Origin of the sequence: Paenibacillus sp. FSL R7-0312 (genome assembly GCF_038004445.1) — a bacterium.
Classification (GTDB): Bacteria; Bacillota; Bacilli; order Paenibacillales; family Paenibacillaceae; genus Paenibacillus_AQ.
In genome coordinates this window covers 5,487,405-5,510,595 of record NZ_JBBORE010000001.1, presented here as the reverse complement: position 1 = coordinate 5,510,595, position 23,191 = coordinate 5,487,405, and the positions used below count along the sequence as shown (strand labels likewise).

The following is a 23,191-nucleotide window of genomic DNA, read 5'->3' as shown; positions in this document are numbered from 1 at the left end:
AGGAGAGAACGGCCATGAGCATGGATATGAATCTGATCATTAACGATAAGCTGGCTGAATTGAAAAAGGAAGGATACGTAGAAAAGATTATTAAAAAGCAGCTTGAAACTACGATCAAGGATATTGTGGAAGACTCTCTGAGAAGTTGGAGCGATTTCGGCAAAGGATTGAAAGAGGCGGTGAATAGTCAACTCCAGATCAACCTTGAAAAGTTGGACATACCTTCATACAACCAAGTAATTCTGAATGCGATAAAGGGCGAAATTGAACGTTCAGTTCATGATGTGGGCGTTGCCAGAATGCAAGAACAGTTACAAGAATTGCTTGGAACCGGGAAAAACGAGTACATGCTTTCAGAATTAGTTAAAGAAATGGTTGAGGATGAACTCAAACTTGAAGAGTTGTCCTATGAAGAGGTTGAGCAAATCACTGTTATTGTCGAGGAGAAGTACGGCACCAAATACGTTTATATGGACCCGAAAGAAGATGTTGAATGGTACCAATGCAAATACAAGATCTCTCTTGAGAAAGATATGACTATTTCGAGAGCTGAGGTAGCTGACAAAAATTTTGATAACCGCGTGATTATGGGCGGTATGTACGGACTGGATGCAACTCTGTTCAAGATGTGGTCTCAGAAGGCGAAGCTGATCCTTGATGATTACGAAACGGAGTTTGGAAACCCGGAATACGAGTAAGCCATTCGAGGGAGGGTTAACCACCCTCTCCCCCTATAAAGGAGCTGATAAGCAGATGCAGATTGATCTTTTTGAAATATTGAATGAAGAGAAGCTGCAGGCTCAGAAATTACTTGAATCGGAGAGTCTCCAGGAGAGAATCGCCGAGAGCCGGAAGGCATTAGGCTGGGATGAATACGAGAAACTCAAATCAGAGCGGGCCCTGAAGATCGAGATTAATAATCTGCTTTGGATGCCATCACATCCAAACGTAACAACCTCTGGATATGAGCATGTTGACGTAAAAGTAATCATTCCGCCGGACGTATTAAGCCCAGTTGAGTACCATCTGAGGTTGGGTCAAAACAAACGGTCTGATTACCGCGATGATCCACTAAGAGATGCATGCCGGGAATTATGGTCCTCATATAACTTTGCGATCTGGGGATATGAGCCGCACCAGGTGGATTGGTGTGGAGCAACAAAACTATTAACACGACATCGCGATGCTGGCGATCCAATATGGATGCGACTCTCCAAAATTGGAGAGCGACTGATATATGGTGCATTACCTGATTGCATAGTCGATTTTAAAGGGGAGGCATAACCAGTATGAGCGACAAAACAGGCATTGAGTGGTGTGACGCCACGTGGAATCCGGTCACCGGCTGCAGCAAAGTCAGCGAAGGGTGCCGGAACTGCTACGCCAAGAGCTTCGCGGAGCGCTTCAAAGGTGTTCCCGGACATTACTTTGAATCAGGATTTGATGTGACATTGCGGCCGGATAAGCTGATGCAGCCGATTCGCTGGAAGAGAGACCGGCGGATATTCGTCAACAGTATGAGCGACCTTTTCCACCAGGAAGTACCGCAGCCGTACATTGACCAGGTATTCGGTATCATGCTTGCATCTCACATGCTGGAGGGAGTTGGCAAGCACACCTATATGTTGCTGACCAAGCGGCCGGAGCGTATGCGGGAATACTTCTCGGCAGGACCTGAACGGCTGCTGGAGCGCTGGAGCAAGGCGCTGGACGGTATTTTGATAATGGATGATGGGGATGTGTTCTATTCGGAGTACATCAGCGGATGGCCGATTGAAGAAATGTGGCCGTTGCCTAACCTCTGGCTCGGCGTAAGTGTTGAGAACCAGCAGGCTGCAGATGAACGGATACCACTCCTGCTGCAGACTCCGGCAGCCATCCGTTTTCTGAGCTGCGAGCCATTGCTGGGTCCGGTTGATATATGGAAGTGGCACAAATTCAACCCAGGTGATGCTACTTACGGGTGGGAGAATCAATGTTCAGTTGGAACCCCGGATGGTATGCGCCATTGCGGACGAGAGCCTAAACAGCACACAGCCGGCATTGATTGGGTCATAGTAGGCGGAGAGAGCGGCTCCAAAGCCCGGCCAATGCATCCGTGGTGGGTGCAGGAGCTGCGGGACCAGTGTCAGGCTGCAGGTGTGCCGTTCTTCTTCAAACAGTGGGGTGAATGGCGGGAGACTCATGCCCTGCGCTGCAACGAGCCCGGAATTAAGGGTAAGCCGTGGTTTCATTTCGACCCGGACACATCGGTATGCCGGATCGGTATGCAGGCTGCGGGCAGAGAGTTGGACGGACGAAAGTGGGATGAGTTCCCTGGAGGGATGGCGCAGCAATAAAAAAGGCTTAGCGACTTCTAGCTAAGCAGGGAGAAACTAAATCATATTAAAATGCTTAAATGCTTCTAACAAGTCTTTCTGCTTGTTTGGTGGACATGGTTTAACTCTAGAAGGGTTTTTAGGAATTAATTCGCAAACTTCTTTCATATGTGCAATCCAACAAGTTTGAGCTGTATAACCATGTTCTTCTTTAATATAAGCAGTGATTTGTTTATAAGTAACCAAACTACCCACCTCCATATAGAACAGAATAAATGAATAATAGCATGAGGTAAACGCATTTCGAAGATTCTGGACAGTAGACAAAGCAAAGACCCCCATATCCTTGGCCGGGGCGGGGGTCATTTCGGTAAATCATTCCTCTTGACATTATAACATAAAGGGGAATGAGGGGAATGGCGATGGCATACGAGCAAGGGGAATTGTTTGCTAAAGCATCAGAGGAGGAGATTACAGAGACCGAGTTCTACCTCGAACGATATCGGGACATGATTTTGTTTATAGAAGATTTCAACGGGTTCCAATCAGAAATGGCTCAGGTTGCGGTTGATGGAGAGGCTGCCCGCAGGTTGAGTGCGGACGAGCTGCACGCCGACAAGACAGCCAATGCTGTAATCCTGACCGAAAAGCAGAAATGGATGTATGAGCGGTACCGCGTTTATACGTTCATGATCTTCCGAGCATATAACCTGATTCCGCACCAGGGAATAAAGAAGGTGATCAAGGCCAGATTCATCGAAGGACATAACCGCAGTAATACGATCCTGTTTACTTACGCATCAGGCAGCACCGTGGATCGTTACATTGAGCGGGGAACCAAGATGATAGCGAACTCCTTGGTACAGATGGGATTCTTCGATGAAATATTGAAGAGGAACTGATGAAAACATGGCGGAATAGCGGGGTTTTCTGAACACCACATGAAGATTCTACCGTGCTATATTGGTAATGTGGAAATCAGGCGAGAGTGACACGCACGGCTGCAGCAATGCAGCATTAACCGAGGCGTACCTCCTCTCGCTTTTTCTTTTACTCCGATCTTGTTACCCTTGTCCCCCTAGAACCGTGACCACAACGGTTAAAGTTCGGATCGTGGAGGCAGCCGGCCGCCTGAGTGAGTGCCGGATTTAATTTGTTCCAACCGATGATAAGATCAAATCAAACTTCTGGAGGGTTACTATGAACGGTATGCCGGTTAAATGTGATAACTGTAAGGGTGGATTTCATATCTTCGTGCAGCATCGCCGACTTGAAGACTCAATTGAGGAAACGTATTTTGAGTGTCCTTACTGCCAACAACACTATCCGTCCTTTTATACGGACACTGCCGTCCGTGAGAAACAGCGCTCCATCGCTAAGCTGCGGGATAGATTCGCTGCTTTGAAGGATCCTGCGAAACGTGATGTTCTCCAAGAAAGGATTGAACGGGAGCAGGCAGAAGTCAAGGTAATGATGGATGAACTGAAGCTGAAATATAAGCCGGTATAACTGGAGGTGCTCATCGTGAAATTCGGGAACATTAGGAAATTCGGATATCGGGTAAATGGCAACATCGTGCATGAGCCTGCCCGGGTCATCAGCACAGATAAAGTTACTTCGGGGCTCAAGGTTATAGAAGCTAAGTTAATAGATGGAACCGTCCGGAAATACTCTCGGCAGCATTTGCCGAAAGAGTGAGCAATGAAGAGATAGAATGAGATTTACGTGAGCATATCTGCTGAGATCAGCTGTGGCGGCTTTGACTCCGATTTCTCAAGCTCAGTAAAATTGTGTTGTTCTCCTCTGTAACAATGGAGGTAAAGATTTAAGCAAAGAGCGCAGCGCATTTGCTGCGGACGCTTAGCGGACGCCGCTCTATAGACCAGGCTCATTGCAGGATTTAATCGAATACATATCCCGAAGTCGCTCATAATTGGGTGGCTTTTTTATTATGAGGAAAGGGGGATTCTGGTGGAGATAGCAGCAAGGTTTTATGAGTTCGGTTCTGAAGAGTGGAAACGGGAACTAGCAGTTGCGCTTCAGTCCAGTTCATTATCGAAAAGCGATTTGCATGATTGGATTCGATTGTATTCACGAAAGGGTGATCAGCATGGCAAGAAAACAGAATAGCATCCGGCCTCCGCTGGTTAAAGAACATCCGAATCAGCCAGCTAAATGCGCACGCTGTGTATGGGGGCGCTGGGTAGGAACAAGGCAGTTTTGTGGAAGGCCTGTTTGTCAGAAGGGAAAATCTTCCTGAGCGTCGAAATATGATGTCGAAGGGAGGTGCGCAGAATGAGATATAGCGAATTTAAGTCTCTTATTTCCAACTCATCGCCTGATGATTGGATTTATGACGACGATATCGGAAAATATGTGTTTATGGGAGACATCAGAATATCTATTCTTTCTGATAGATCTGAATCTGTTGGTGATGAAGGGTTTTATGAGGATTGGGCAAGAAGCTTTCCGGATAAAAATGCAGTAAGAAAGAAGTATTTTCTTCAGTTTAATGATTCTATAATCGAACAGTTTTATACCGTGGCAGTCGATGGACATCGGTCGTATATTCCTTACCCAGTATTAAACACCATGACTATAACCAAAGAGCAATATGCAATAGGAGAAATACTCAACTCTATTCATGGCTATAGTTTTGATGAATATTTGCAACGATCCAGGATTACGATTCAATGAGTGAGTGAGCACCCAATATCAAGGGTGCTTTTTTCATGTCGATATATGGCCTTCTGTGAGGTGATTTAAGCGTTTTTGGTGGATGGCGTCCGTTTGTGAGGATGAAGCCGGAGAATGGCAGGGAGCAGCAAGCCACGCAGCGTGCTGATACATTTGAGCCTGACCCTACACAAAACCGACATAACATAAAAAGAGGTCGAATGTGAGCGACATCGCCTCAATCGGACCTCTTATAAATTATACGGCATTATGGACTGACAGGTTTGTTTTTATCCCGGTCTTCAATGCCTTTTAGCTTTCCAGCAGGCAGGCGTGAAAAGAGTGAAGAAATTTTCGCTTTCCGAGATATTCGATCCTCAATAATAAAATTAATAAGATCAAATAGTTGTAATGCTGTTTCTATATCGTCTTTTAAATTTAGTTCCCCAGGATGTACAGATTCATTGCCTATTACTCTAAGTATGTCAAACGCCTGTTGTATTTCATCGGGCAGTCCTTTTCTAACCAAAGAGCCTATATCAGTGTTAATGTCTTTGCCCGGTTCTCCAAGCTCTTTCATTAATTTTTGAATAGCCAATCTAAGAAGTGCGGCTGCGCCTCTTGGAGATAGATTGGCAATTTCACGCGCCTCATTATAATCTTCAATTACTGATAAAGGCATATCTACATGTGCTGATGGTGCTGTTTTAACATTTGGTATTACTAAAAGTCCATTATGCCAATGAGAAATTTTATTACAATGACCACATCTGCTTGCATCAAACTTGTCAACATAACCTATTTGATTACCAACATTATGCAACAAGTCCCCCCATGTTTGTTGTGCGAGAACACCGCAATAGGGGCAATGAAAAGACGATTCCTTATGCTTTGGTGGAAAATATTCTGCGTTCATTAAGTCACGTTCCCTTTCTTTTTTATATAGAATTTATTCTACTATTTTCATAAAAACCCTTTTTATCAATAAAATTTCGGAGGTGGTGAAATGTAAATGCCAAGAGAAAGAGACCCAAAAAGGGCAGAAGCAGAAAAAATGTGGCTGGACAGTGGCGGGCAGCTCGATCTTGTTGAAATTGCTGCTCAGCTGAATGTGTCTGCTGGGACGATCCGGGGCTGGAAGAGTAAGGATAACTGGTCCGGCCAATTAAACGGAACGTTCCGAACTGATGAAGGGAACGCTCCAAATAAACCGGAACGTTCTAAAAGAAAGATTGGCGCGCCGAAGGGAAACAAGAACGCTGTCGGCAATCGTGGCGGTGCTCCTCCCGGCAGCAAGAATGCGTTGGGAAACAAAGGCGGCCACGGCGGTCCCTTCGGCAATAAGAAGGCTGTTACCACTGGCGAGCATGAAACCATATGGTTGGACACTCTTACTGAAGCCGAGCAGCTGCTCATGGATCATATCAATACCGATCCAGTTGCGCAGGCCGATGACTCCATAACCCTTCTCTCTGTGCGGGAGCGCCGTATGATGCAACGAATCAAAGACCTGATGGATGGACTTTCCGAGAAGGAACGAAGCGAGCTTCAGGAGCTCAAGAGCATTAAGGGTATAGGCACAGTTCATGACGAGAAGTCAGGCATCACGAAGAATGTTCCAGTTAATCGTGATGAGATGGTGCTGTCCAAGGTTGAGGAGAAGACATTCCGCAAGTTGGATGACATTCTGAAGCTGGAAGAAGCCCTTACCCGCATCCAGGATAAGAAGATCCGGGCTATTGAGCTGAAGAACAAACTCATCGCTGTTGATGAGGAGAAGCAGGTTCGCACAGAAATCCTCCGGATTGAGCTTCAGAAGCTGCAAGGTGCTGAAGGTGCGACCGCAAGCTGGACAGATACTATTCGTGAGATCGCGGAGCGGCGTAGAGCCTTGAAAGCGAGTGAACAGCATGAGCAGTAAACCGTATAATGTTGTCGCTGCCCTGACGGATCTCATCGATTTGTATTGGGACGATCCGGTCGCCTTCTCCGAAGACATGCTCGGCTTTGATCCAGATGACTGGCAGCGGAAGGCAATGGCTGATGTATCTATGCATCCGCGGACAAGCGTTCGCTCAGGTCAGGGAGTCGGGAAGACAGCATTTGAGGCAGCGCTTGTTATTTGGTTTCTCTGCTGCCGGCCAAATCCCAAGGTGGTGTGTACAGCTCCAACCAAGCAACAACTGCATGATGTACTTTGGGCCGAGGTTTCTAAATGGCTGGAGCGCTCACTGGTGAAGAACCTATTGAAGTGGACAAAGACCAAGATTTACATGGTCGGTCATGAGGAGCGTTGGTTTGCTACAGCGCGTACCGCGACCAAGCCGGAAAACATGGCTGGTTTCCATGAAGACTACATGCTCTTTGTAGTAGACGAAGCCTCTGGTATCGGTGACAAGATCATGGAAACCATACTCGGTACACTATCCGGTGATGGAAATAAGCTTCTGTTATGCAGCAACCCGACTCGAACGAGTGGGGTTTTTTATGATTCTCATAACCGGGACCGGGCAAAGTTCAAGACCCACAAGGTCGATAGCCGGGATAGCAAGCGTACCAGCCGCGAGAACATCGAAATGCTAATCGATAAATACGGTGCAGACAGCGATGTGATCCGGGTCCGGGTCTTCGGGGAGTTTCCAAAGGCAGAGGCAGATGCGTTTATTCCGCTGGAGCTGGTGGAGCTTGCGGCAGCTGCTCATATTGAAGCCAGGGGTGACACACTTCACATCGGCGTGGACGTGGCGCGCTTTGGTGATGATGAAACGGTTATTGCTCTGCGAGTCGGCATGAAGGTATTTCCGCTGCAATGCTACAACAAGCAGGACACGATGGTTACCGCCGGCAGGGTTATTGCTGCTGGCCGGGATATGTTGAGACATACGCCGGGCCTTCGCCGTGTTGAGATCAAGGTCGATGACAGTGGCGTCGGCGGTGGAGTCACGGACCGTTTGAATGAGGTGATCCTTGAGGAGGGGCTGACAGATTGGTGGGTCATCCCAGTGAATAACGGCAGTAAGGCTACCGATGATGAACTGGAACATTACGAGAACAGAGGTACCGAATCATGGGCCGTTCTCAGAGATGTTCTCCAAGAAGCCTTTTCCAAGCATCTGCAGGGTGGGTCAATGGAGATTGAGCTTCCGAATGATGAGAGGCTGATCACTCAGCTATCCCAGCGGAAGTACCGCATGACCAGCAAGGGACGTATTGCGTTGGAGCGGAAAGAGGACATGAAGAAGCGCGGGCTTGATTCTCCTGACCGAGCTGACGCCGTGATCCTTTCATTTGTAACCGAACCAGATATGCAATACACCATTATGCGGCCTGGTGGTTGGTAATGTGATATTATGGTGCAAAGGGAGGGCTTTGAATGTATATCTTCGTCCTTTTCAACTATTTTGATTACCACGTTCCGAGTCTTGAATTGGCGACAGTTGATCAAGATGTATTAAAAACACGACTGGCCAGCAATTACGACAATGCAAGTGTAGCCGTCGGGTTTGAGGTATGGAAGGATAATGTTAAAGCCCATGAGTACTATCAGGAAAAATTCAATGGATTGACTCACTTCTCTATCGATTCGGTAATTATTGAAGTTGATAAAATTATGCAGTCGCTCAAATGAGCGGCTTTTTTTATTGCCCAGAAAGGAGGAATGACCGTGACCATCATTTACAGCAAGAAGCGTTTCCCGCCGCCGCCGTATGACGTTGAAGTCGAGGATATGAACTATTACCGGCTGCTCTATGGCGGAGATCATGACCAGATCTTCCCGCGGGCTCGCAGCATCCAAACCACGGAGCGGGTGTTCCGGCGGTCGCGTCCGGGGTTAATCCGTCGCGGCATGAGCGCAGACATCAAGATAACAAGCGAGCATCAGTATGTCGTGGTCAACTTCGCTTCTCTTGTAGCTGAAGTGCCGGCTGACCTGATCAACCGTGCGCTCGGTAATGTGTCGGCGGACGTGGAAGCGGGGCCGGAGCTGGAGTTTGTTTCTGCCGTGGTCACCGCCTCCAAGCCGAATGACAAGATATGGTCAGCAGTCACACAGCACCAGGTTGACGGTCTGATCGCTTACCGGATCCGGCGGAGTGCTAAGGGTAAGGTCTGGTTCGAATGGGTGCTTGGTGATCGGTACTTTCCGCATGAGGATGGGAACGGGGCTGACCTGGCATGGATTGAGAAATGGGATGATGGTAAGGGCGGAGAACTGAAGTTCCTCCGGGTGGAGCGCCAGGAGCTCAGTGATGAAGGGCTCACCATCCAGCAGCATGTCTATAAGATGGACGGCGACAGTGTTGGCGATCAGATTGATATCAACCAGTATGCCGCGACTTATGAGATCGAGATCCCGGATGATCAGACCCTGAAGGATGTGGATGAGCTGCTCTGCGGCTTTGTCATCAACGATGAAACCCTGCTGCACCCCAGAGGCCGTTCGGCTCTGCGGAACATCGACACTATCCAGGAGGAAATCAACTGGACGATCACCCGGGATTCCATCGTTTTCGATAAGCACGGTAAGCCGAAGCTGGCGATTCCGCGGGCACTGTGGGATACGGTCGCCAACCAGAACCAGCGTGATTACGGTGCTCGGTTTGTTCGTGGAGCTGATCTGGAGGTTGTTTCCTTCGATGAGAAGACCGGGGCCATCCCGCAATACATCACCTGGGATGCCAAGACGGACCAGTCTTTCAAGCATGTTGAGAGGCTGATTCGGTACCTGCTGGCCGTTTCCAAGACTTCTGTTCAGGCAGCTGGGCTGGAGGATGCCAAGGGCGATACCGGTATTGCGCTGCTCTATCTCTGGATACAGTCGGTCATTAAGGCCGAGGCGATCAAAGATAAGTTTGACTCAGCAATCAAGGACGCCATCCGGAAGTGCATGTTGCTCGAAAATGCGATTGGTAAAGGCGGACTGAAGCCTGTTAACCCGGTCATTGAATGGGGAACCATGCTGCCGAAGGCTGAGAGCGAGAAGGACGAGGAAGAGAGCAAGAAGTATGTTGACGGAGTCCAATCGCTTGAAACCACGGTTCGCCGGCTGCATCCGGATTGGTCAGAGGAAGCAATTGCTGCAGAAATTCAGAAGATCCAGGATGAGAAGGCGGTCGACACTTTAAACCCGACCTACACGCAGCCGCCCCGGGTGACGGTGTAGGATGGCTACGTCGGAGGAACTTATCGCTCAGTATGTCCTGACGGATGAACGCCTGCGTGCCCTCGTCCAATCGCTGGAGGACGGCAATATCTCGAATCGCCGCAGGCAGCAGCTGCTTCGGCAGGTTGAGGTGATCGTCGAGGAGTTGACCAGTAGTGCCGGACAAGGTCTGGCTGATCTGGTTGGCTCTGAATACCGTAACGGAGCTGCCGTAGCGGTTGAGCAGATGACGGCAGCAGGTATAGCAGCTGAAACGGTTAACAGTTCGCTTAAGACTATCATCCACCAGCAGGCGGCACAGACGATCTCAGACGAGGGATTCTATTCCATTCTTGAGGCGTCCGAACATATGAGCCGCGATGCAAAGCGGCGGATTGAAACTGCTGTCAGCCGTGCGAATAAGCAGTCGCGTATCCAGGGCGTCAGCCGGCGGCAGGCTACGCAGAATGCTGTTGCTGAGGTTAATAAGCAGGGCATCACCGGGATGATTGCGAAAAATGGAGCGGAGATTCCTGCTGACAAGTACATGGCTGGCGTTGTGCAGTATCATCAGCGCAAGGCGCATGTCACCGGTACCGAGAACATGGCCGTGCAAAACGGACAGGACCTGGTGTATGTCAACTCTGTCGGCATCACCTGTTCGATGTGTGCCAAGTATCAGGGCCGTGTCTACTCCATCAGCGGAGCAGACAAGCGATTCCCAAAGCTGGAGCTGCGGCCGCCGTATCATAGCCATTGTGTTCACTCCATTTCGGTATGGGTTGAAGAATATACACCTGACGCAGAGGTTGAGCAGACCATTAAGGATAGCAATCGGTCATTCGACCAAGAAAGCCGTACCGAAGCCAATATAAAGCGGTACAACGAGCTGCAGCGGGAAAAGTCGCGGAAGAATGAGACCCGGAAGCAATGGATCAGGTACAAGGCCACGCTTCCGAACGATACGCCTGATCTGAAACAGTTTGCCAGTGGAAAAGTGCGAGGCACCAAGAAATACGGGGAGCTGCAGGAACTCTATCGGGCGGCCAACATTGAGATTAAGAAGAAGGGAGGCTGATTGCCTTGGATACTGTTATTTACACTGAAGAGGAGTTGCAAATCAAATGCGCAGAATGGCAGAAGGTGCTCCGGCTGCAGGATTGGATCATAAATGTTAAGTTGTCACGTTTACGTGATATGTCAGACACTGATTTGAATGCAGAGATTCGTATCACTCTGGCGAATCGGATTGCACTTATCCTTATCCTCGATCCAATCGATTATGATCCAGATAATGTTCTGCCTCAGGACATGGAGCAATACCTCGTTCATGAGCTGCTCCATATTCACTTATATCCGATAACCGGAAAGTTCACAGATGGACCACTCCAAATTGCCGAGGAGCAGGCCATTGAAGCAATCAGTAAAGGTTTGATTGCATTGAGGCGAGGATCTGAAGGTGAAGTTGTCAGGGTTGCGGCAGGCGAGCATTTCCATTTCAAAACGAACAACGTGGTTATTGACTCCGATGGCCCTGCAACTATTATTTTTAAAGATATGGCACACCAAGTCGCTAAATAGGCGGCTTTTTGTTTTGTCCAAACCGTGGCATGACTTTAAACTGCCTATCGAGGAAGCCTACCCGGGCATAAAACAGGAGGTCAACAACATGTACACATATATTTCAAGACGGTTTCCACGGTTTCATCAACTCTTCGCACCGGACGGTGGCGGCGGTGAAGGTGGAGCTGGAGGAGCAGGCGGCGAGGGCGGTGCTGGTGCTGCGGGAGATAAAGGCGGTGACAAGACCTTCACGCAGGCCGAGCTTGATGCCGCAGTCCAAAAGCGTGTTTCCCGCGCGGAGAAGGCAGGGCAAGTTGCGCTGGCGAAGGAGCTGGGTTATGACTCCGTCGAAGCCATGCAGGCTGCCCTGAAGCCGAAAGACAAGGATAAGGCTGGAGACGGGAAACTTGATCCCGCTGAAGTCGACCGCCTGGTCGAGGACAAAATCAAGGCGCGTGAGAAGGAACAGAACGACAAGACCTTCAAACGCTTGCTAAATGCCGAGGTAAAGGTACTGGCGAACGAACTCGGGTTTGCCGATTGGGAGGATGCTGCCGCGCTGTCTGATCTGACCGCCGTCAAGGAGAATGACAAAGGCGAGCTGGAGGGCGTCAAGGAAGCGCTGGAGGCGCTGGCAAAGAAAAAGCCGCACCTGCTGAAGGCTAAGACTGGAAGCACTGGCCGATTCGGTGCAACCGTTCCGAACTCCCCGGACCAGAAGAAGTCAGCGCTTGAGAACATTAAGAAATTGGCCCAAAACGACAGCACTGCAACTGCAGCTGCCAATGATCCTTGGGCAAAAAAATAAGGAGGAGTACTCGTTATGAGATTACAACCACGTCCACTCTTTGAAGTGGAAGGCGATTATGAAATCTTCGCTTCGATGGAAGTTGTCCGGTTCATTACGAACGGCGCCACCGTCGATTACACCAAGGTTCCGGCTGATGCCAATGGCAATCGGATTATCAAAAAGGGTACGCCGATGGCGAAGATCACGGCATCTGGCAAATATCGTCCGTACACTGGCGGGCTTGCGCTTACTGCCAACGTCGCAGCAAATGCAACTACAGCTGTGCTCAATGATGTCAGTCGGCTGGTGGTCGGGGATATCATTACCTTCTACAACGGCACGAACACCGAGCCGAAGACTATCACCGCGATTAATACCGGCACTAAGACGATTTCCTTCACGGCGATTACTAATGCCTATACCACCGCTAACGGCGTGCTGACCATGGCAGACGGAGGCGACACTCCGACATTCTTCACTGTCCGCACGGCCAACGTAAAGGATGGTGACCATGTCATCGGCGGCGTCGAAGTGGCGAAGCTCATCTCTGCACGTCTGGCCGTTACCGTTGATGCTGCTCTTAAAGCTAAGATGCCCGGCATCACCTTTGCTTAATCCAATTCTACTCACTTGAAAGGAATGAATAACATATGGATCCAGAACTGTTGTTGTTAGAAGAGGCGCTGTCCGGGGAGGAACTGCTGGTCTATGCGTCTAACCTCACGATTCAGAATGACTACTGGCAGAATATCCTGTTCCCGCCACTGCAAACGGACGAGCTTACCATTGATGTGATCAAGTCGGCATCGACGCTGCCTGTTATGGCATCGATCGCACACCTTGGGACTGAAACTAAGTACGGTTCCCGTGAAGGTACATCCGGACAGCGCATTGAGATTCCTAAGATTCAGCGCGGTCGCTGGATGGACGAGAAGTTGATCCGTCTGCTGCTGATGGCAAGCCAGGCGTCAGGCCTTCGGAGACAGGAAGTTGCCAGCATTGTGCGGGATCAGCTGGATGATGCGAAGTATGCAGTATCCAGTATCCGGGCTCGTAAAGAGTGGATCGCTATGCAGGCAGCAAGCCTCGGTGCTGTAAACTATGTTGAAGACGATGTCCGTATTACTGTTGACTATGGTTTTACCAATGATCAGAAACCTGTCCTCAGTGGTACTGACCGTTGGAGTGACCTGGTGAATTCCACACCACTTCTCGACATGCAGACGTGGTTTAACATCCAGAAAGCCCGTGGCGTAATTCTGGAACGTGCATTCACCAGCCAGACAATTCTCTCGTACCTGCTGAACAACCTTTCCATGAGGCAATTCTACTTCGGCAACCCATCCGGAACAGCAGTTCCGCCGCAATTGGATTCGAGCCAGTTGGATGCTATCACCGACCGGATGAAGCTGCCGCGTATCCTTGCTTACGATACGATTGCCCGGACAGAGAACACTGCCTTGGTTAATGGTAAGACCAGTTACAGCACCGTCCGCATGACACCGGAAGATCGGTTCGTGATGCTGCCGGGAGGCAAACTGGGTGACTACCTGTGGGCAGAGACAACCGAGTCCATGGTATCCGGCATCGAGGCGGAAGCTACTGGCGAAAATGGTATCTACGTTTTCCGTGATCTGGTCAGCAAACATCCACTGCGGCTCCGCACGGTCGGTGTGAACTTGGCGTTCCCTTCGTTCCCGTATGCCGATTCTGTTATGAGCGCTACCGTAATCTAGGAGCCTCCTCCGGGGGCTCTTTTCTTTTATCACGTAAGATCACTTAGAGGAAAGGGTGAATGAAGTGGATATCAAATTGAAAGGCGTTGTGAAGAACGGCGGGAAGTGGTTGAAGCCGGGGGATATCATCCGCAAGTTGGATGATGAGATTGCTGTTGATCTGATAGCTAAAGATTATGCCGATGAAGTCGAACCCCTGCCGGAGGATGACACCGAACTGCAGGCACTGCGGGAGCGGGCAAAGGTACTCGGCGTGCCGCAGGCTGGCCGTCTGGGTGAAGTAAAACTGAAGGAAGCCATTACCGAGAAAGAGGCCGAGCTACAAGAACTCCGCACGAAGGCTGCTGAACTGGACATCGAGGGTTTTGACACCAAGACGGCCGAGGAACTTACTGTTGCCATTGCTGAAGCTGAAAAGAAGTAGGTGATGAGTCATGCCCACTACCGAAGAGGTCAACCTCTGGATAGCGGAGAACGTCCTCGATACGGATGCATGGGATAAGAAGCCCGCGAAGCAGCCACTGGCCGTGAAGCAGGCAGAGCGCAATCTGGCTCGATGGTATCCTGCTGTGGTCCTGAACATTGAGGTTATCGCCTTGCAATCCATCTGGGAGATGCAAGGGCTGGACCCGGCGCTTAAGTTTCAGAAGCATGGCGTCAAGTCAGTAGATGATCATGGAGAGGGCGTCACGTATAGCGGCATCCGTGATGTTGTGGCTCCGGACGTGCGGGACCTGCTAGGGAAGACGGCCAGCGAGATTGCAGAAGAAGAGGCTGAAGAAGACGGCACTGACCTGCAATATGGCGGGTGTCTGATATGAGTCTGTTCGGTTACCCAGCGACCGTTATCCATTATCACCCCGGTGTCGATGATTGGGGCCGCCCTCTGCCAGCTGATCCGGTGGAGAAGGATGCCAAGGTGGTCGAGGAACAAAAACTCGTTAAAAACGCCAAGGGCGAGGAGATCACGGTCGCCTACACCGTTTACCTGGAGGGAATCAATGCTGTCGGCTTCGATGACTGGCTTCTGTACATCGATGCGATTGGCACAGAGGTCCGCATCGATGTTAAACACTATGAGATCCGGAAGTATCTCGGTACCGATGATGTCAAGGAAGTGGTTCTGTATGGCTGATAACGGCGCGTTCTCCTTCGAACTGGACGGCTTGGACAAGATCATTGACCGGCTCGATGATCTGGAGAAGGACATCGAAATCCGCCTTGATGCGACATTGACCAAACTGGCCATGAAGATCATCCATGATGCGAAGAGGCTGGCTCCTAATGATATCGGTGATTTGGAGGGAGCCCTGGAAGTTGGGGAACTTGTTCAGCTAATTGGATTATCCTCCATCGACTTCGGGGCTACTGTAGATGTGAATGATTACTCTGTCATCCAGCATGAGGGATTTAACAAGTCTTCGCTGGGCAAGGTGATTACACTCAAGCCTGGGGAGAAGACCTTGAGCAAAGGCAATTATAGAGGTTATATGCCGGGCAAGAAGTACCTGGCGAATGCCATCAAACTAAACGAAAAGCTGATCAAGAGTGAGTTGTCCAAGATATTGGAAGGATGGTGATGCCATGCTCGCAAGTGATCTGATTACTTTCCTGACAGCAGCCGGCTACTCCGTATATCCGGATGCTAACTTTATACCCGCAGATCTCCCTGAGGCAAAGTTTCCTTGCCTCTTCGTTGAAGACTCTGGCGGTCCTCCGCCGGATGACTATGTTCCGACGGAGCGGCCGTCCTATCAGATTATCATCAAGGGAAAGTCCTACAAGGCCAACCCGGCTAATATGGCGGCGGCTGAGATAGTGGCGAAGGGATTGTCCAAGCTGCTGCACCGAGAATCGAATTACATGCTCGGCAGCACCTATGTCTTTTCCAGCGTAGCTACAATGCAGCCGATCTTCATTGGGCTGGATGAAAAGGACAGGCCGATCTATTCAACAAATTTTGAGTTTTACGCGAGGGAGGAATAATCATGGCTAGAGCCACGATAGCGAGATCAACCGCAAGTTTGGCGGGAGTAGAGTTGGCAACGCAGGCAGCAAACTCCGCAGATGACATGCAATTCCAGAACAACGGCGCGCAGCTGTTGTACGTCGATAACGGATCCGGCAGCGCAGTGAATGTGACGATTCCGATGTCTACCGATAAACACGGTCGCACCGGGCAGAAGGTTGTTTCTGTTTCTGCAGGTGATCAGAGCTTCATTGGACCATTCGATGCCGAGCTGTATAACCAGGGCGGCTTTGTCCATGTCGATTTTTCCGTAAGCACAGACATCCTCGTGGGTGTTCTGAGCTTGCAATCATAAGAGAGGAGCTGAATTAATTCATGAGTGATATCAATAATATTTACGCAGGCCCCGGCATCTTTACATGGGGGATTAACGCGAATGGAACTGAGGAATCTGATGCGATCACTATTGACCTGACCCAGGGCGGTATCAATTTCACAACGACCACAACTTACTTCGAACCAACCGTTGACCAAACGGGTACCGCGCCGGTGAAGTCCATTGTCACGGGTACCACAGGAGCGATCAACTTTGAGACTCCAGATATGGACTTCGAGAAGGTTGTCACTTACAACCCGAATGCATCCAAGGTTGTAGACGGCGACACACCTGCAAAGGTGAAGTATCAGGTCACAGGTTTGGCTGGTAAGGAGCTGCCGCGCAAGCGGGCGGTTATAAAGCCGCAGGGCATCACTGATCCGTCCCGGTTCATTTACATCGAGAGTGTCGGCATCAAGTTTGATATGAACGCCGCGTTCGTCCTGGATAACAACCTGCGGCTGACTGTTGCTGCTATGGCTTATCCGGATGTTAATGCCACACCGAAGGGCCTGCTCTACACCTGGGGCGATATCACAGCCACAGCGTAAAACATAATTGAATAGAACCATTCTGGGAGAGGGCATTGTGCCTTCTCCTTTTTTTGTATTCCGAGAAATGAGGGATGAATGTGTTTCCACTTATCAGAAAAGAGAAGCTGAAGCTCGGTAACCGCACGGTGTCCATACCTAAGCTTACCAGGAACCGCCTGAAGAAGCTGACAGACCACCTCGGCACGATCGGTGATCTTCTCGTCAAAGTATTCCTGGTCCCACCGGCCGACCGTTCCATTATGATCGTCGCCGGAGCGGAAGTCATGATCGATGAAATCTACGAACTCACATCGCTACTCAGCGATTTGGATATAGACGAACTCAGCGAGCAGGCGAGCCTGGCTGAATGCACGGAGTTCCTGAATCTCACTTGGGCCAAGAACGACATGAATGCAGCCCTAAAAAACTTAAGCGGCCTGGTTCCCCCGATGGCGCAGCAGTTCGTGACCTCAATCGCGGCTCGTCAGAATCAGGCCCAGGGTTAACCTATGACGATTTTGTTTTACGCTGCTGCACGGTACTGGATAAGACGCAGCATCAGATTGAGAACGAGTACTTCTTTATTGACTTGCCTCAGTTGCTCTTGCTGAAGGATCAAGCCCGTGCATCGGAAATGATTGCTCAGCTTGAGGTTGCATCCTATCCACATATCACTGATGCGAAAGTCCGGCAGGAAATCATTAATCGCTATATCAAAGTGCTTCCAAAGGTCCCGGAGAAGCCGCGGGCTTCCGCAGAAGATCAGTATCAAGCGCAGCTTGCGCGCATGAAGGGAGGAGGTTAATCAGTGGCAGGAGGAAACCTTGGAGAGTTGAAAGCAAAGCTGACTGCCGATGCCAACGGCATCAAACGCGACATCAAAGAAGTGAAGAAGGATTTTGCCAGCATGGGCGAAACGGCCAAGAAGGCCGGCATTGATATACAGCAATTAAATAAGGCTTTGGCCGAGTCCGGAGTCAGCGCGGAGACGATCAGTAAGATCAATAAGAACATGGGTCAGACCGAGAAGAGCGCGAAGAACGCCTCTGACGGTGTGCAGAAGATGGGAACCCGTGCCCGTGATGCAACGGGGAATTTTGATAAATTGAACTCGTCACTGCGTGATATTGGGGCAAGTGGCCAGAACATTGACAACATTAATGAAGCGATCCGCCGGGCCAACCCAGAAATGTTTGAGCAGCAACTTGCCAGTGTCAGAGAGGAACTTGAGAATCTCGGAGTCAGCAGCTCAGTCATAGACGACATTATCAATCAGATGCAAGAGCTTAATGAAGTAACCGGTAGTGTTGATTTTGAGATTCAGTCGCTCGGTGCTGCATATGCAGCCATGGCGATTGCTGTTGGAGCTGCGATTGCCAAGTCTGTGCAGACGGCAGCTGATTTCGAACAGGCCATGCAGAACGTCAAGGCGATTACAGAAGCAACGGGTGCTGACTTCGAAGCTTTGCGGATTAATGCGATTAAGCTCGGTGCTCAGACCAAGTTCTCGGCTTCGCAGGCTGCTGACGCCATGTCCGAGTTGGGACAGGCAGGTTTTGATACAAAGGAGATCATCGCGGCAATGCCGGGCGTGCTGTCACTCGCAGCAGCCGGTAATGTTGATCTGGCCACAACAGCAGACATCGCCTCCTCCATTTTGCGCGGGTTTGGAATGGCAGCTACTGAGACCACTCGAGTTGTGGACGTGCTGGCATCGTCCAGTATTTCGACCAATGCCGATGTGACTGACCTGGGTATGGCGATGAAATACGTCGCCCCGGTTGCCAAGTCCATGGGGTTGTCTCTCGAAGAGGCCACTGCGGCGGTTGGTGCTTTGTCTGATGCCGGCATTAAAGGTGAGATGGCGGGTACAGGGTTACGGGCGATCCTCCTGGCGCTGGCTTCCCCTTCCAAGGAAGCTGCCGGATACATGGATAAGTTGGGTTTTTCGATAAAAGATACCGCAGGCAACATTCTTCCGTTATCTGGCATCGTCAAGCAATTAACTGAAATCTGGCCACGGCTTACCCAGGCACAGCAAGCTGATGTAGCTGCCACACTTGCCGGACGCGAAGCGGCGTCTGCATTTATTACGCTAATTGAAGCGGGCAGCGGCAAGCTTAACGCTTACACCGATTCCCTCGCCGAAGCAGGGGGGACTGCGGAACGTGTTGCGAAAACTCAGATGGATACCCTGAAGGGCGCTGCAGATAACATGGGCAGCGCGTTTGAGAGTGCCGGAATCATCATCGGGGATATGTTCCTACCGGCTGTCAGGGAGGCGGTTGAAGGCGTAACCGCCTTGCTAACCGGATTTTCCGAGCTTGATAAGTCAACGCAGGCTGCGCTAATTACCTTCGCAGCTTTGCCACCGCTATTACTTGGCGGCGTTGTCGTTGCCTATCAGCTAAAAAAAGCCATTGATGCAGTCAAGGTTGCATACGAAGCTGCGATATTGGCGGGCACACTCACTGCAAAAACAATTCCAATGTTAGGGCTTTTAGCTGTAGCCATTGGAGCGGTCGCTGCCGGCGCAGCCTTTCTCGTTGGGAAATACAATGAGGCCAAGGAAGAGACTAAGAACTTCGAAGCTGCACAGGCGGAGCTCAACGATACTCTTAATGATTCTCCTGTTAAGCGTTCCGTGGATGATCTGACCGAACTCCGGAAGAAGACGGAGGATCTTACCAAGGCACTTCATGAGCGCGAGAAATTGCAGCAACGGCTAAATGAGATTCAAAAGAAGGGTGAAGCCGGTCAAGGGAATCCCCAGATGATGTCCGAAGCGATGGACATCAATGAGCAGCTGGAGAAGATCGATAAACAACTTCGGAGTATGGGTTTTGACGGCGTTGAGAAGGCGACTGAGAAGCTTAAGGAAATGAACACGGCGATTAAGGGTTCTGTCGGTGCTCTCTTTGAAGAACAGAAAGCGGAAGTTTCTGACCTAGCTGCAAAGAACGACAAGCTGAAGGCTTTAGAAAAGTCGCTTGCTACCTTCAAAAAACTGTCCTCAGCGCAGAAGTTGGATCAGGCACAGAAGAAGGAGCTCGTCGATGCTACGAACGCGCTCAAGCGGGAGTATCCTGGTCTCAATGCTGTCCAGGAGGAAGACGGACGGATCCGAGCTGACAATATCGGTGTTATTGAAGGTCAGATTGAATCAGACCGCCACTTTACTAACCAGGCTATTTCTGGAGCTTCCAAGCGGATGCAGGCTCTGGTGACAGAGACCGCGGCACAGAAAGCGGCCGTTGAGGCTCAAATCAAGAATTATGGTGAACTCCTAAAATCTATGAATGCGGTCAACGGTGTCCAAGCTTCCACATTTGCTGAGTCGGTGAAGCAAAATGAGGAAAGAGCGAAGAGGACGACTCCTAATGTCATGGACATCGTGAATAATACTTTGAAGGTACAAACGGAAAAAGAACTGACCAAACTGACAGATCAACAGCGGGAACTGGCGGAGAAACAAAAGGTAATTGAAGTTGCGGCCGCCGCTCTATCATCTGGTAATTTTGACTTGGATGGGCCAAGCGGTCCGGGCATTGATCTGACTGATCCCGAAAAGGTTAAGAAGGATAAACCAGCCACCGGAAAAACAGCTGCCGAACTTGCTGCCGAAGCTCGTCAAGCTGCATACGAGGCCGACCTGAAGACCATCCAGTTCCAGGCTGATTATTACGATCTGACGGCCGAAAAGCAGATAGAGAAGTACGAAGCACTCCGAAAGAAGCATGCTAAGTTTTTGTCTGAATCGGTTGACGATGCTCGCACGCTGACCCTGCAACTCAAACGCTTGGGTGAGGATTCGGTCAAGTCCCGGTATGACTTTTCTGCCACCTGGATTGATGCTGAATCCAAGCGGATGGAGGACAGTGGGAAGACGGAGCTGCAGATCGCTCAGATGAAGCTGGATTCCTGGACCCGGCTGCGGGATCGGTACAACAAGGATTCCGAGCAGTATAAGGCTGCTGATGACCAGGTCCGGCAATCCCGCAAGGAAGTTGCTGCGGAGACAGAGACGCAGATCAGCGAGTTGTATGAGAAGCGTTCCAAGCTAATTGAGAAAGAAGTCCGACAGCTGGAGGAATCAGGTTCTACTGAGGCAGAAATTGCAACGTATAAGGTTAAAGCCTGGACAGACCTGCGGAATCAATACGCCATCGATTCAAATTATTATGAGAAGGCGGATGATGAACTCTATCAATCCCGGAAGGACCTGACGGATAAGACGCTGGATCTGACCAAGGAACTTGTAGATGCTGAGAAGGACCGGATTGATGAAGCGCAGAAAGCCGATCTGGCTGCGATTGAATCCCGTAAGGATGCTTATGTCTCGTCGCAGGATGCCAAGATCAAGGCTATTGATGATCTGCTGGCGAAGGAAGCCGAAGCCAATGAGGATATTGATTTCGAAGAAGAACTTGCCAAGAAGAATGCCCGCATTGAATTGCTTGCTTCTGCGGTCGGAAAACCCGGTCAGCAGGAGCGTGAGAAGGTCATTGCTGAGCGCGACAAACTTATACAGGATCACGAACGCGACCTCCGCAAGCGGGACCTGAACAACCAGAAGGATGCGTTGCAGGATGAGAAGGACGTTCAGCTTCAGGCGTTCGAGGATGAGAAGGATAAGACTGAAGCGCATTATGATGATCTGAAAGAAGCCTTTGATACTTATTCCGATGACATCAAGATGATTGAAGCGGGCATCGCTGCTTTCCGGGTATCTTCCGCCGGCACGGCCAATACGCAGATTCTGACTGATCTGGACGCCTTCATCATACAGTACCAATCGAAGATGTCAGCAATCTCTGCTGCCAAGCAAGCAGCTCAGAAGGATGCTGACCTTGCTGAGTACAATGCCAACAAGGATGCCTATGCCGCAGCTGCTGCCGCAGGCAACCGCACTGAAATGATGCGACTTGCCTCCCGGAATCAAGCGCTGCGCGATCTGTACGGCATTACCAAGGACACTGGCGATAAGCTACAGAGCTTCGATGTCGGTGGTATTATCCCGGGGTCTGCCGGAACTCCGGTACCGATCATCGCGCACGGCCAGGAAGCGATCTTCAATACTGCGCAGCTCAATGGCTTGTTCCGGATTTTGGACAACCCAGGCATTATCGGAGCGGCAGCTGGTGTGGCGAAGTCAGAAACCAAGGTAGAGAACCACATCGATATGTCCGTTAATGGTGTAACCTTGGAAGACCGGGCAGACACGGAAATCCTTTATTCTGAACGAGAGAAGACGGCGCGGAGGATGCAGACGATGGGAGTGAAGTCCGGATGAATGATGTATCAGTAAACGGTGTCTGGCTCTCAACCCTGAACATCCTGCTGGTCTCCCGTGACCTACCGCCCCTGCCGGATACCGAGGAAAACACCATCAAGCTTGCCGGCAGGGACGGCGTCAAGAACTTCGGCAGTACCTATGCGGCCCGGCCACTCGGCTTGGGCCTATTTATCATGGGTGATGATTATTACGGCACTGTGGCGAACCTGGCCCGTGTATTTGATGTGAAGAATGGCCCGGCAATAGTCATCTTTGATGATATTCCGCAAAAGAGATTCATTGCAGAGTATCGCGGTTCTATGGCATTTGACACTTCGACCGGGAACCGGAAGATTGATGTGCCTATGAAGATGGATGATTCGTGGATCGAGTCGATACAGGATACCGAGCTGCGGGAATATGGAGATGGCCTTTCCTTCGGGGAGGGATATTTTTATATCTCCGATTCTTCGTTCCCGATTACAGCGAGCGGGCAGACCTTCACCGTTAACAATGAAGGTTCTACCTTGGCTTACCCATTGATCCGCATTACCGGTGCATTCACAAATCTATCGCTAAGTGACGGCAGCCAGACCTTGACCATCACCGGCAGCGCTGGAGCTAATGATGTGTTTGAGTTAGACAGCGACCTGGATAAATGCTCGGTGCGGCTTAATGGGGTTAATGCTTGGTCCCGCAGCAATGGTGTGTTCTTCGTTCTTGAACCAGGTGAGACAACATTCACCGTGACGGCTACAAGCCCCAATATCACTGTTGAAGTGATCTATCGCTATCAATACCTCTATTAGAAA

The 23,191-nt window shown here is 50.2% G+C and carries 27 protein-coding genes; 25 read left to right on the top strand and 2 right to left on the bottom strand.

The genetic code is table 11. The annotated features are described in order from the left end of the window. The first annotated feature begins 14 nt into the window (after positions 1–14). Genes MKX70_RS24150 through MKX70_RS24140 form a run of 3 tightly spaced genes read left to right on the top strand, consistent with a single transcriptional unit; the run spans position 15 to position 2,339 of the window. The gene (locus MKX70_RS24150; protein ID WP_340841007.1) at positions 15–698 is read left to right on the top strand and encodes a hypothetical protein; all 684 of its coding nucleotides are present in this window, start codon (positions 15–17) and stop codon (positions 696–698) included. 55 nt (positions 699–753) lie between these two features. Beyond that, complete coding sequence (locus tag MKX70_RS24145; RefSeq protein ID WP_340841006.1) at positions 754–1,284, top strand: hypothetical protein; 531 nt, start codon at positions 754–756, stop codon at positions 1,282–1,284. Positions 1,285–1,289: 5 nt separating this feature from the next. Further along, positions 1,290–2,339 (top strand): DUF5131 family protein, encoded by a 1,050-nt coding sequence (locus MKX70_RS24140; RefSeq protein ID WP_340841005.1) that lies wholly within the window; start codon positions 1,290–1,292, stop codon positions 2,337–2,339. A 36-nt stretch (positions 2,340–2,375) separates the two neighbouring features. Here the strand turns inward: MKX70_RS24140 and MKX70_RS24135 are convergent, their stop codons facing one another. Continuing rightward, positions 2,376–2,564, bottom strand: a complete 189-nt coding sequence (locus MKX70_RS24135; RefSeq protein ID WP_340841004.1) for a hypothetical protein — start codon at positions 2,562–2,564, stop codon at positions 2,376–2,378. Positions 2,565–2,734: 170 nt separating this feature from the next. Here MKX70_RS24135 and MKX70_RS24130 point away from each other — a divergent pair, with 170 nt between their 5' ends. The 3 genes from MKX70_RS24130 (at position 2,735) to MKX70_RS24120 (ending at position 5,015) form a co-directional block, all read left to right on the top strand. Next, positions 2,735–3,220: a hypothetical protein gene (locus MKX70_RS24130; protein WP_042215813.1), complete on the top strand. Its 486-nt coding sequence runs from the start codon at positions 2,735–2,737 to the stop codon at positions 3,218–3,220. 298 nt (positions 3,221–3,518) lie between these two features. Further along, a complete protein-coding gene (locus MKX70_RS24125) occupies positions 3,519–3,827 on the top strand; it encodes a hypothetical protein (protein WP_340841003.1) in 309 nt (102 codons plus the stop codon). 786 nt (positions 3,828–4,613) lie between these two features. Continuing rightward, on the top strand, positions 4,614–5,015 hold the full coding sequence (locus MKX70_RS24120) for a hypothetical protein (RefSeq protein ID WP_340841002.1): 402 nt from the start codon (positions 4,614–4,616) through the stop codon (positions 5,013–5,015). A 247-nt stretch (positions 5,016–5,262) separates the two neighbouring features. Here the strand turns inward: MKX70_RS24120 and MKX70_RS24115 are convergent, their stop codons facing one another. Then, positions 5,263–5,910, bottom strand: a complete 648-nt coding sequence (locus MKX70_RS24115; RefSeq protein ID WP_340841001.1) for a DUF4145 domain-containing protein — start codon at positions 5,908–5,910, stop codon at positions 5,263–5,265. A gap of 96 nt (positions 5,911–6,006) precedes the next feature. Between MKX70_RS24115 and terS the strand changes: the two genes are divergently transcribed. The 19 genes from terS to MKX70_RS24020 all read left to right on the top strand — a co-directional run bounded on the left by terS (position 6,007) and on the right by MKX70_RS24020 (position 23,188). Beyond that, positions 6,007–6,915, top strand: coding sequence for a phage terminase small subunit (terS, locus tag MKX70_RS24110; protein WP_340841000.1), 909 nt, complete (start codon positions 6,007–6,009; stop codon positions 6,913–6,915). After that, positions 6,905–8,335 (top strand): DEAD/DEAH box helicase family protein, encoded by a 1,431-nt coding sequence (locus MKX70_RS24105; RefSeq protein WP_340840999.1) that lies wholly within the window; start codon positions 6,905–6,907, stop codon positions 8,333–8,335. Before terS ends, MKX70_RS24105 begins: the two co-directional genes overlap by 11 nt. A gap of 32 nt (positions 8,336–8,367) precedes the next feature. Beyond that, the gene (locus MKX70_RS24100) at positions 8,368–8,622 is read left to right on the top strand and encodes a hypothetical protein (RefSeq protein ID WP_340840998.1); all 255 of its coding nucleotides are present in this window, start codon (positions 8,368–8,370) and stop codon (positions 8,620–8,622) included. 30 nt (positions 8,623–8,652) lie between these two features. After that, positions 8,653–10,158: a hypothetical protein gene (locus MKX70_RS24095; protein WP_340840997.1), complete on the top strand. Its 1,506-nt coding sequence runs from the start codon at positions 8,653–8,655 to the stop codon at positions 10,156–10,158. Between the two features lies 1 nt (position 10,159). Next, a complete protein-coding gene (locus MKX70_RS24090; protein WP_340840995.1) occupies positions 10,160–11,215 on the top strand; it encodes a phage minor capsid protein in 1,056 nt (351 codons plus the stop codon). 5 nt (positions 11,216–11,220) lie between these two features. Continuing rightward, positions 11,221–11,718, top strand: a complete 498-nt coding sequence (locus MKX70_RS24085; RefSeq protein WP_340840994.1) for a hypothetical protein — start codon at positions 11,221–11,223, stop codon at positions 11,716–11,718. Positions 11,719–11,806: 88 nt separating this feature from the next. Further along, positions 11,807–12,508 carry a scaffolding protein gene (locus MKX70_RS24080; RefSeq protein WP_340840993.1) on the top strand — a complete coding sequence of 234 codons (702 nt, stop codon included), beginning with the start codon at positions 11,807–11,809 and terminating at the stop codon, positions 12,506–12,508. Between the two features lie 15 nt (positions 12,509–12,523). After that, positions 12,524–13,105: a hypothetical protein gene (locus MKX70_RS24075; protein ID WP_340840992.1), complete on the top strand. Its 582-nt coding sequence runs from the start codon at positions 12,524–12,526 to the stop codon at positions 13,103–13,105. A 35-nt stretch (positions 13,106–13,140) separates the two neighbouring features. Beyond that, entirely contained in the window at positions 13,141–14,226 is a 1,086-nt protein-coding gene (locus tag MKX70_RS24070; protein ID WP_340840991.1) for a major capsid protein, read from the top strand. A gap of 64 nt (positions 14,227–14,290) precedes the next feature. Then, the gene (locus tag MKX70_RS24065) at positions 14,291–14,650 is read left to right on the top strand and encodes a hypothetical protein (protein WP_340840990.1); all 360 of its coding nucleotides are present in this window, start codon (positions 14,291–14,293) and stop codon (positions 14,648–14,650) included. Between the two features lie 10 nt (positions 14,651–14,660). Then, positions 14,661–15,047 carry a hypothetical protein gene (locus MKX70_RS24060; protein WP_340840989.1) on the top strand — a complete coding sequence of 129 codons (387 nt, stop codon included), beginning with the start codon at positions 14,661–14,663 and terminating at the stop codon, positions 15,045–15,047. A gap of 98 nt (positions 15,048–15,145) precedes the next feature. Next, positions 15,146–15,361, top strand: coding sequence for a hypothetical protein (locus MKX70_RS24055; protein ID WP_340840988.1), 216 nt, complete (start codon positions 15,146–15,148; stop codon positions 15,359–15,361). Then, positions 15,354–15,806 (top strand): HK97 gp10 family phage protein, encoded by a 453-nt coding sequence (locus tag MKX70_RS24050; protein WP_340840987.1) that lies wholly within the window; start codon positions 15,354–15,356, stop codon positions 15,804–15,806. The genes MKX70_RS24055 and MKX70_RS24050 overlap by 8 nt, the downstream gene beginning before the upstream one ends. 4 nt (positions 15,807–15,810) lie before the next feature. Continuing rightward, positions 15,811–16,212: a minor capsid protein gene (locus MKX70_RS24045; protein ID WP_340840986.1), complete on the top strand. Its 402-nt coding sequence runs from the start codon at positions 15,811–15,813 to the stop codon at positions 16,210–16,212. Positions 16,213–16,214: 2 nt separating this feature from the next. Next, positions 16,215–16,550 carry a hypothetical protein gene (locus tag MKX70_RS24040; protein WP_340840984.1) on the top strand — a complete coding sequence of 112 codons (336 nt, stop codon included), beginning with the start codon at positions 16,215–16,217 and terminating at the stop codon, positions 16,548–16,550. A gap of 20 nt (positions 16,551–16,570) precedes the next feature. Next, positions 16,571–17,122: a hypothetical protein gene (locus MKX70_RS24035; protein WP_340840982.1), complete on the top strand. Its 552-nt coding sequence runs from the start codon at positions 16,571–16,573 to the stop codon at positions 17,120–17,122. Positions 17,123–17,202: 80 nt separating this feature from the next. Further along, positions 17,203–17,610 (top strand): hypothetical protein, encoded by a 408-nt coding sequence (locus tag MKX70_RS24030; RefSeq protein WP_340840980.1) that lies wholly within the window; start codon positions 17,203–17,205, stop codon positions 17,608–17,610. A gap of 302 nt (positions 17,611–17,912) precedes the next feature. Continuing rightward, entirely contained in the window at positions 17,913–22,397 is a 4,485-nt protein-coding gene (locus MKX70_RS24025) for a phage tail tape measure protein (protein ID WP_340840979.1), read from the top strand. Then, complete coding sequence (locus MKX70_RS24020) at positions 22,394–23,188, top strand: phage tail domain-containing protein (protein ID WP_340840978.1); 795 nt, start codon at positions 22,394–22,396, stop codon at positions 23,186–23,188. The genes MKX70_RS24025 and MKX70_RS24020 overlap by 4 nt, the downstream gene beginning before the upstream one ends. Positions 23,189–23,191: the final 3 nt, after the last annotated feature.

Bases quoted from the DNA above. Each gene is read 5' to 3' on its own strand.
- MKX70_RS24150 (WP_340841007.1), top strand. From the start codon at position 15: ATGAGCATGGATATGAATCTGATCATTAACGATAAGCTGGCTGAATTG.
- MKX70_RS24145 (WP_340841006.1), top strand. From the start codon at position 754: ATGCAGATTGATCTTTTTGAAATATTGAATGAAGAGAAGCTGCAGGCT.
- MKX70_RS24140 (WP_340841005.1), top strand. From the start codon at position 1,290: ATGAGCGACAAAACAGGCATTGAGTGGTGTGACGCCACGTGGAATCCG.
- MKX70_RS24130 (WP_042215813.1), top strand. From the start codon at position 2,735: ATGGCGATGGCATACGAGCAAGGGGAATTGTTTGCTAAAGCATCAGAG.
- MKX70_RS24125 (WP_340841003.1), top strand. From the start codon at position 3,519: ATGAACGGTATGCCGGTTAAATGTGATAACTGTAAGGGTGGATTTCAT.
- MKX70_RS24120 (WP_340841002.1), top strand. From the start codon at position 4,614: ATGAGATATAGCGAATTTAAGTCTCTTATTTCCAACTCATCGCCTGAT.
- MKX70_RS24115 (WP_340841001.1), bottom strand. From the start codon at position 5,910: ATGAACGCAGAATATTTTCCACCAAAGCATAAGGAATCGTCTTTTCAT.
- terS (WP_340841000.1), top strand. From the start codon at position 6,007: ATGCCAAGAGAAAGAGACCCAAAAAGGGCAGAAGCAGAAAAAATGTGG.
- MKX70_RS24105 (WP_340840999.1), top strand. From the start codon at position 6,905: ATGAGCAGTAAACCGTATAATGTTGTCGCTGCCCTGACGGATCTCATC.
- MKX70_RS24100 (WP_340840998.1), top strand. From the start codon at position 8,368: ATGTATATCTTCGTCCTTTTCAACTATTTTGATTACCACGTTCCGAGT.
- MKX70_RS24095 (WP_340840997.1), top strand. From the start codon at position 8,653: ATGACCGTGACCATCATTTACAGCAAGAAGCGTTTCCCGCCGCCGCCG.
- MKX70_RS24090 (WP_340840995.1), top strand. From the start codon at position 10,160: ATGGCTACGTCGGAGGAACTTATCGCTCAGTATGTCCTGACGGATGAA.
- MKX70_RS24080 (WP_340840993.1), top strand. From the start codon at position 11,807: ATGTACACATATATTTCAAGACGGTTTCCACGGTTTCATCAACTCTTC.
- MKX70_RS24075 (WP_340840992.1), top strand. From the start codon at position 12,524: ATGAGATTACAACCACGTCCACTCTTTGAAGTGGAAGGCGATTATGAA.
- MKX70_RS24070 (WP_340840991.1), top strand. From the start codon at position 13,141: ATGGATCCAGAACTGTTGTTGTTAGAAGAGGCGCTGTCCGGGGAGGAA.
- MKX70_RS24060 (WP_340840989.1), top strand. From the start codon at position 14,661: ATGCCCACTACCGAAGAGGTCAACCTCTGGATAGCGGAGAACGTCCTC.
- MKX70_RS24050 (WP_340840987.1), top strand. From the start codon at position 15,354: ATGGCTGATAACGGCGCGTTCTCCTTCGAACTGGACGGCTTGGACAAG.
- MKX70_RS24045 (WP_340840986.1), top strand. From the start codon at position 15,811: ATGCTCGCAAGTGATCTGATTACTTTCCTGACAGCAGCCGGCTACTCC.
- MKX70_RS24040 (WP_340840984.1), top strand. From the start codon at position 16,215: ATGGCTAGAGCCACGATAGCGAGATCAACCGCAAGTTTGGCGGGAGTA.
- MKX70_RS24035 (WP_340840982.1), top strand. From the start codon at position 16,571: ATGAGTGATATCAATAATATTTACGCAGGCCCCGGCATCTTTACATGG.
- MKX70_RS24020 (WP_340840978.1), top strand. From the start codon at position 22,394: ATGAATGATGTATCAGTAAACGGTGTCTGGCTCTCAACCCTGAACATC.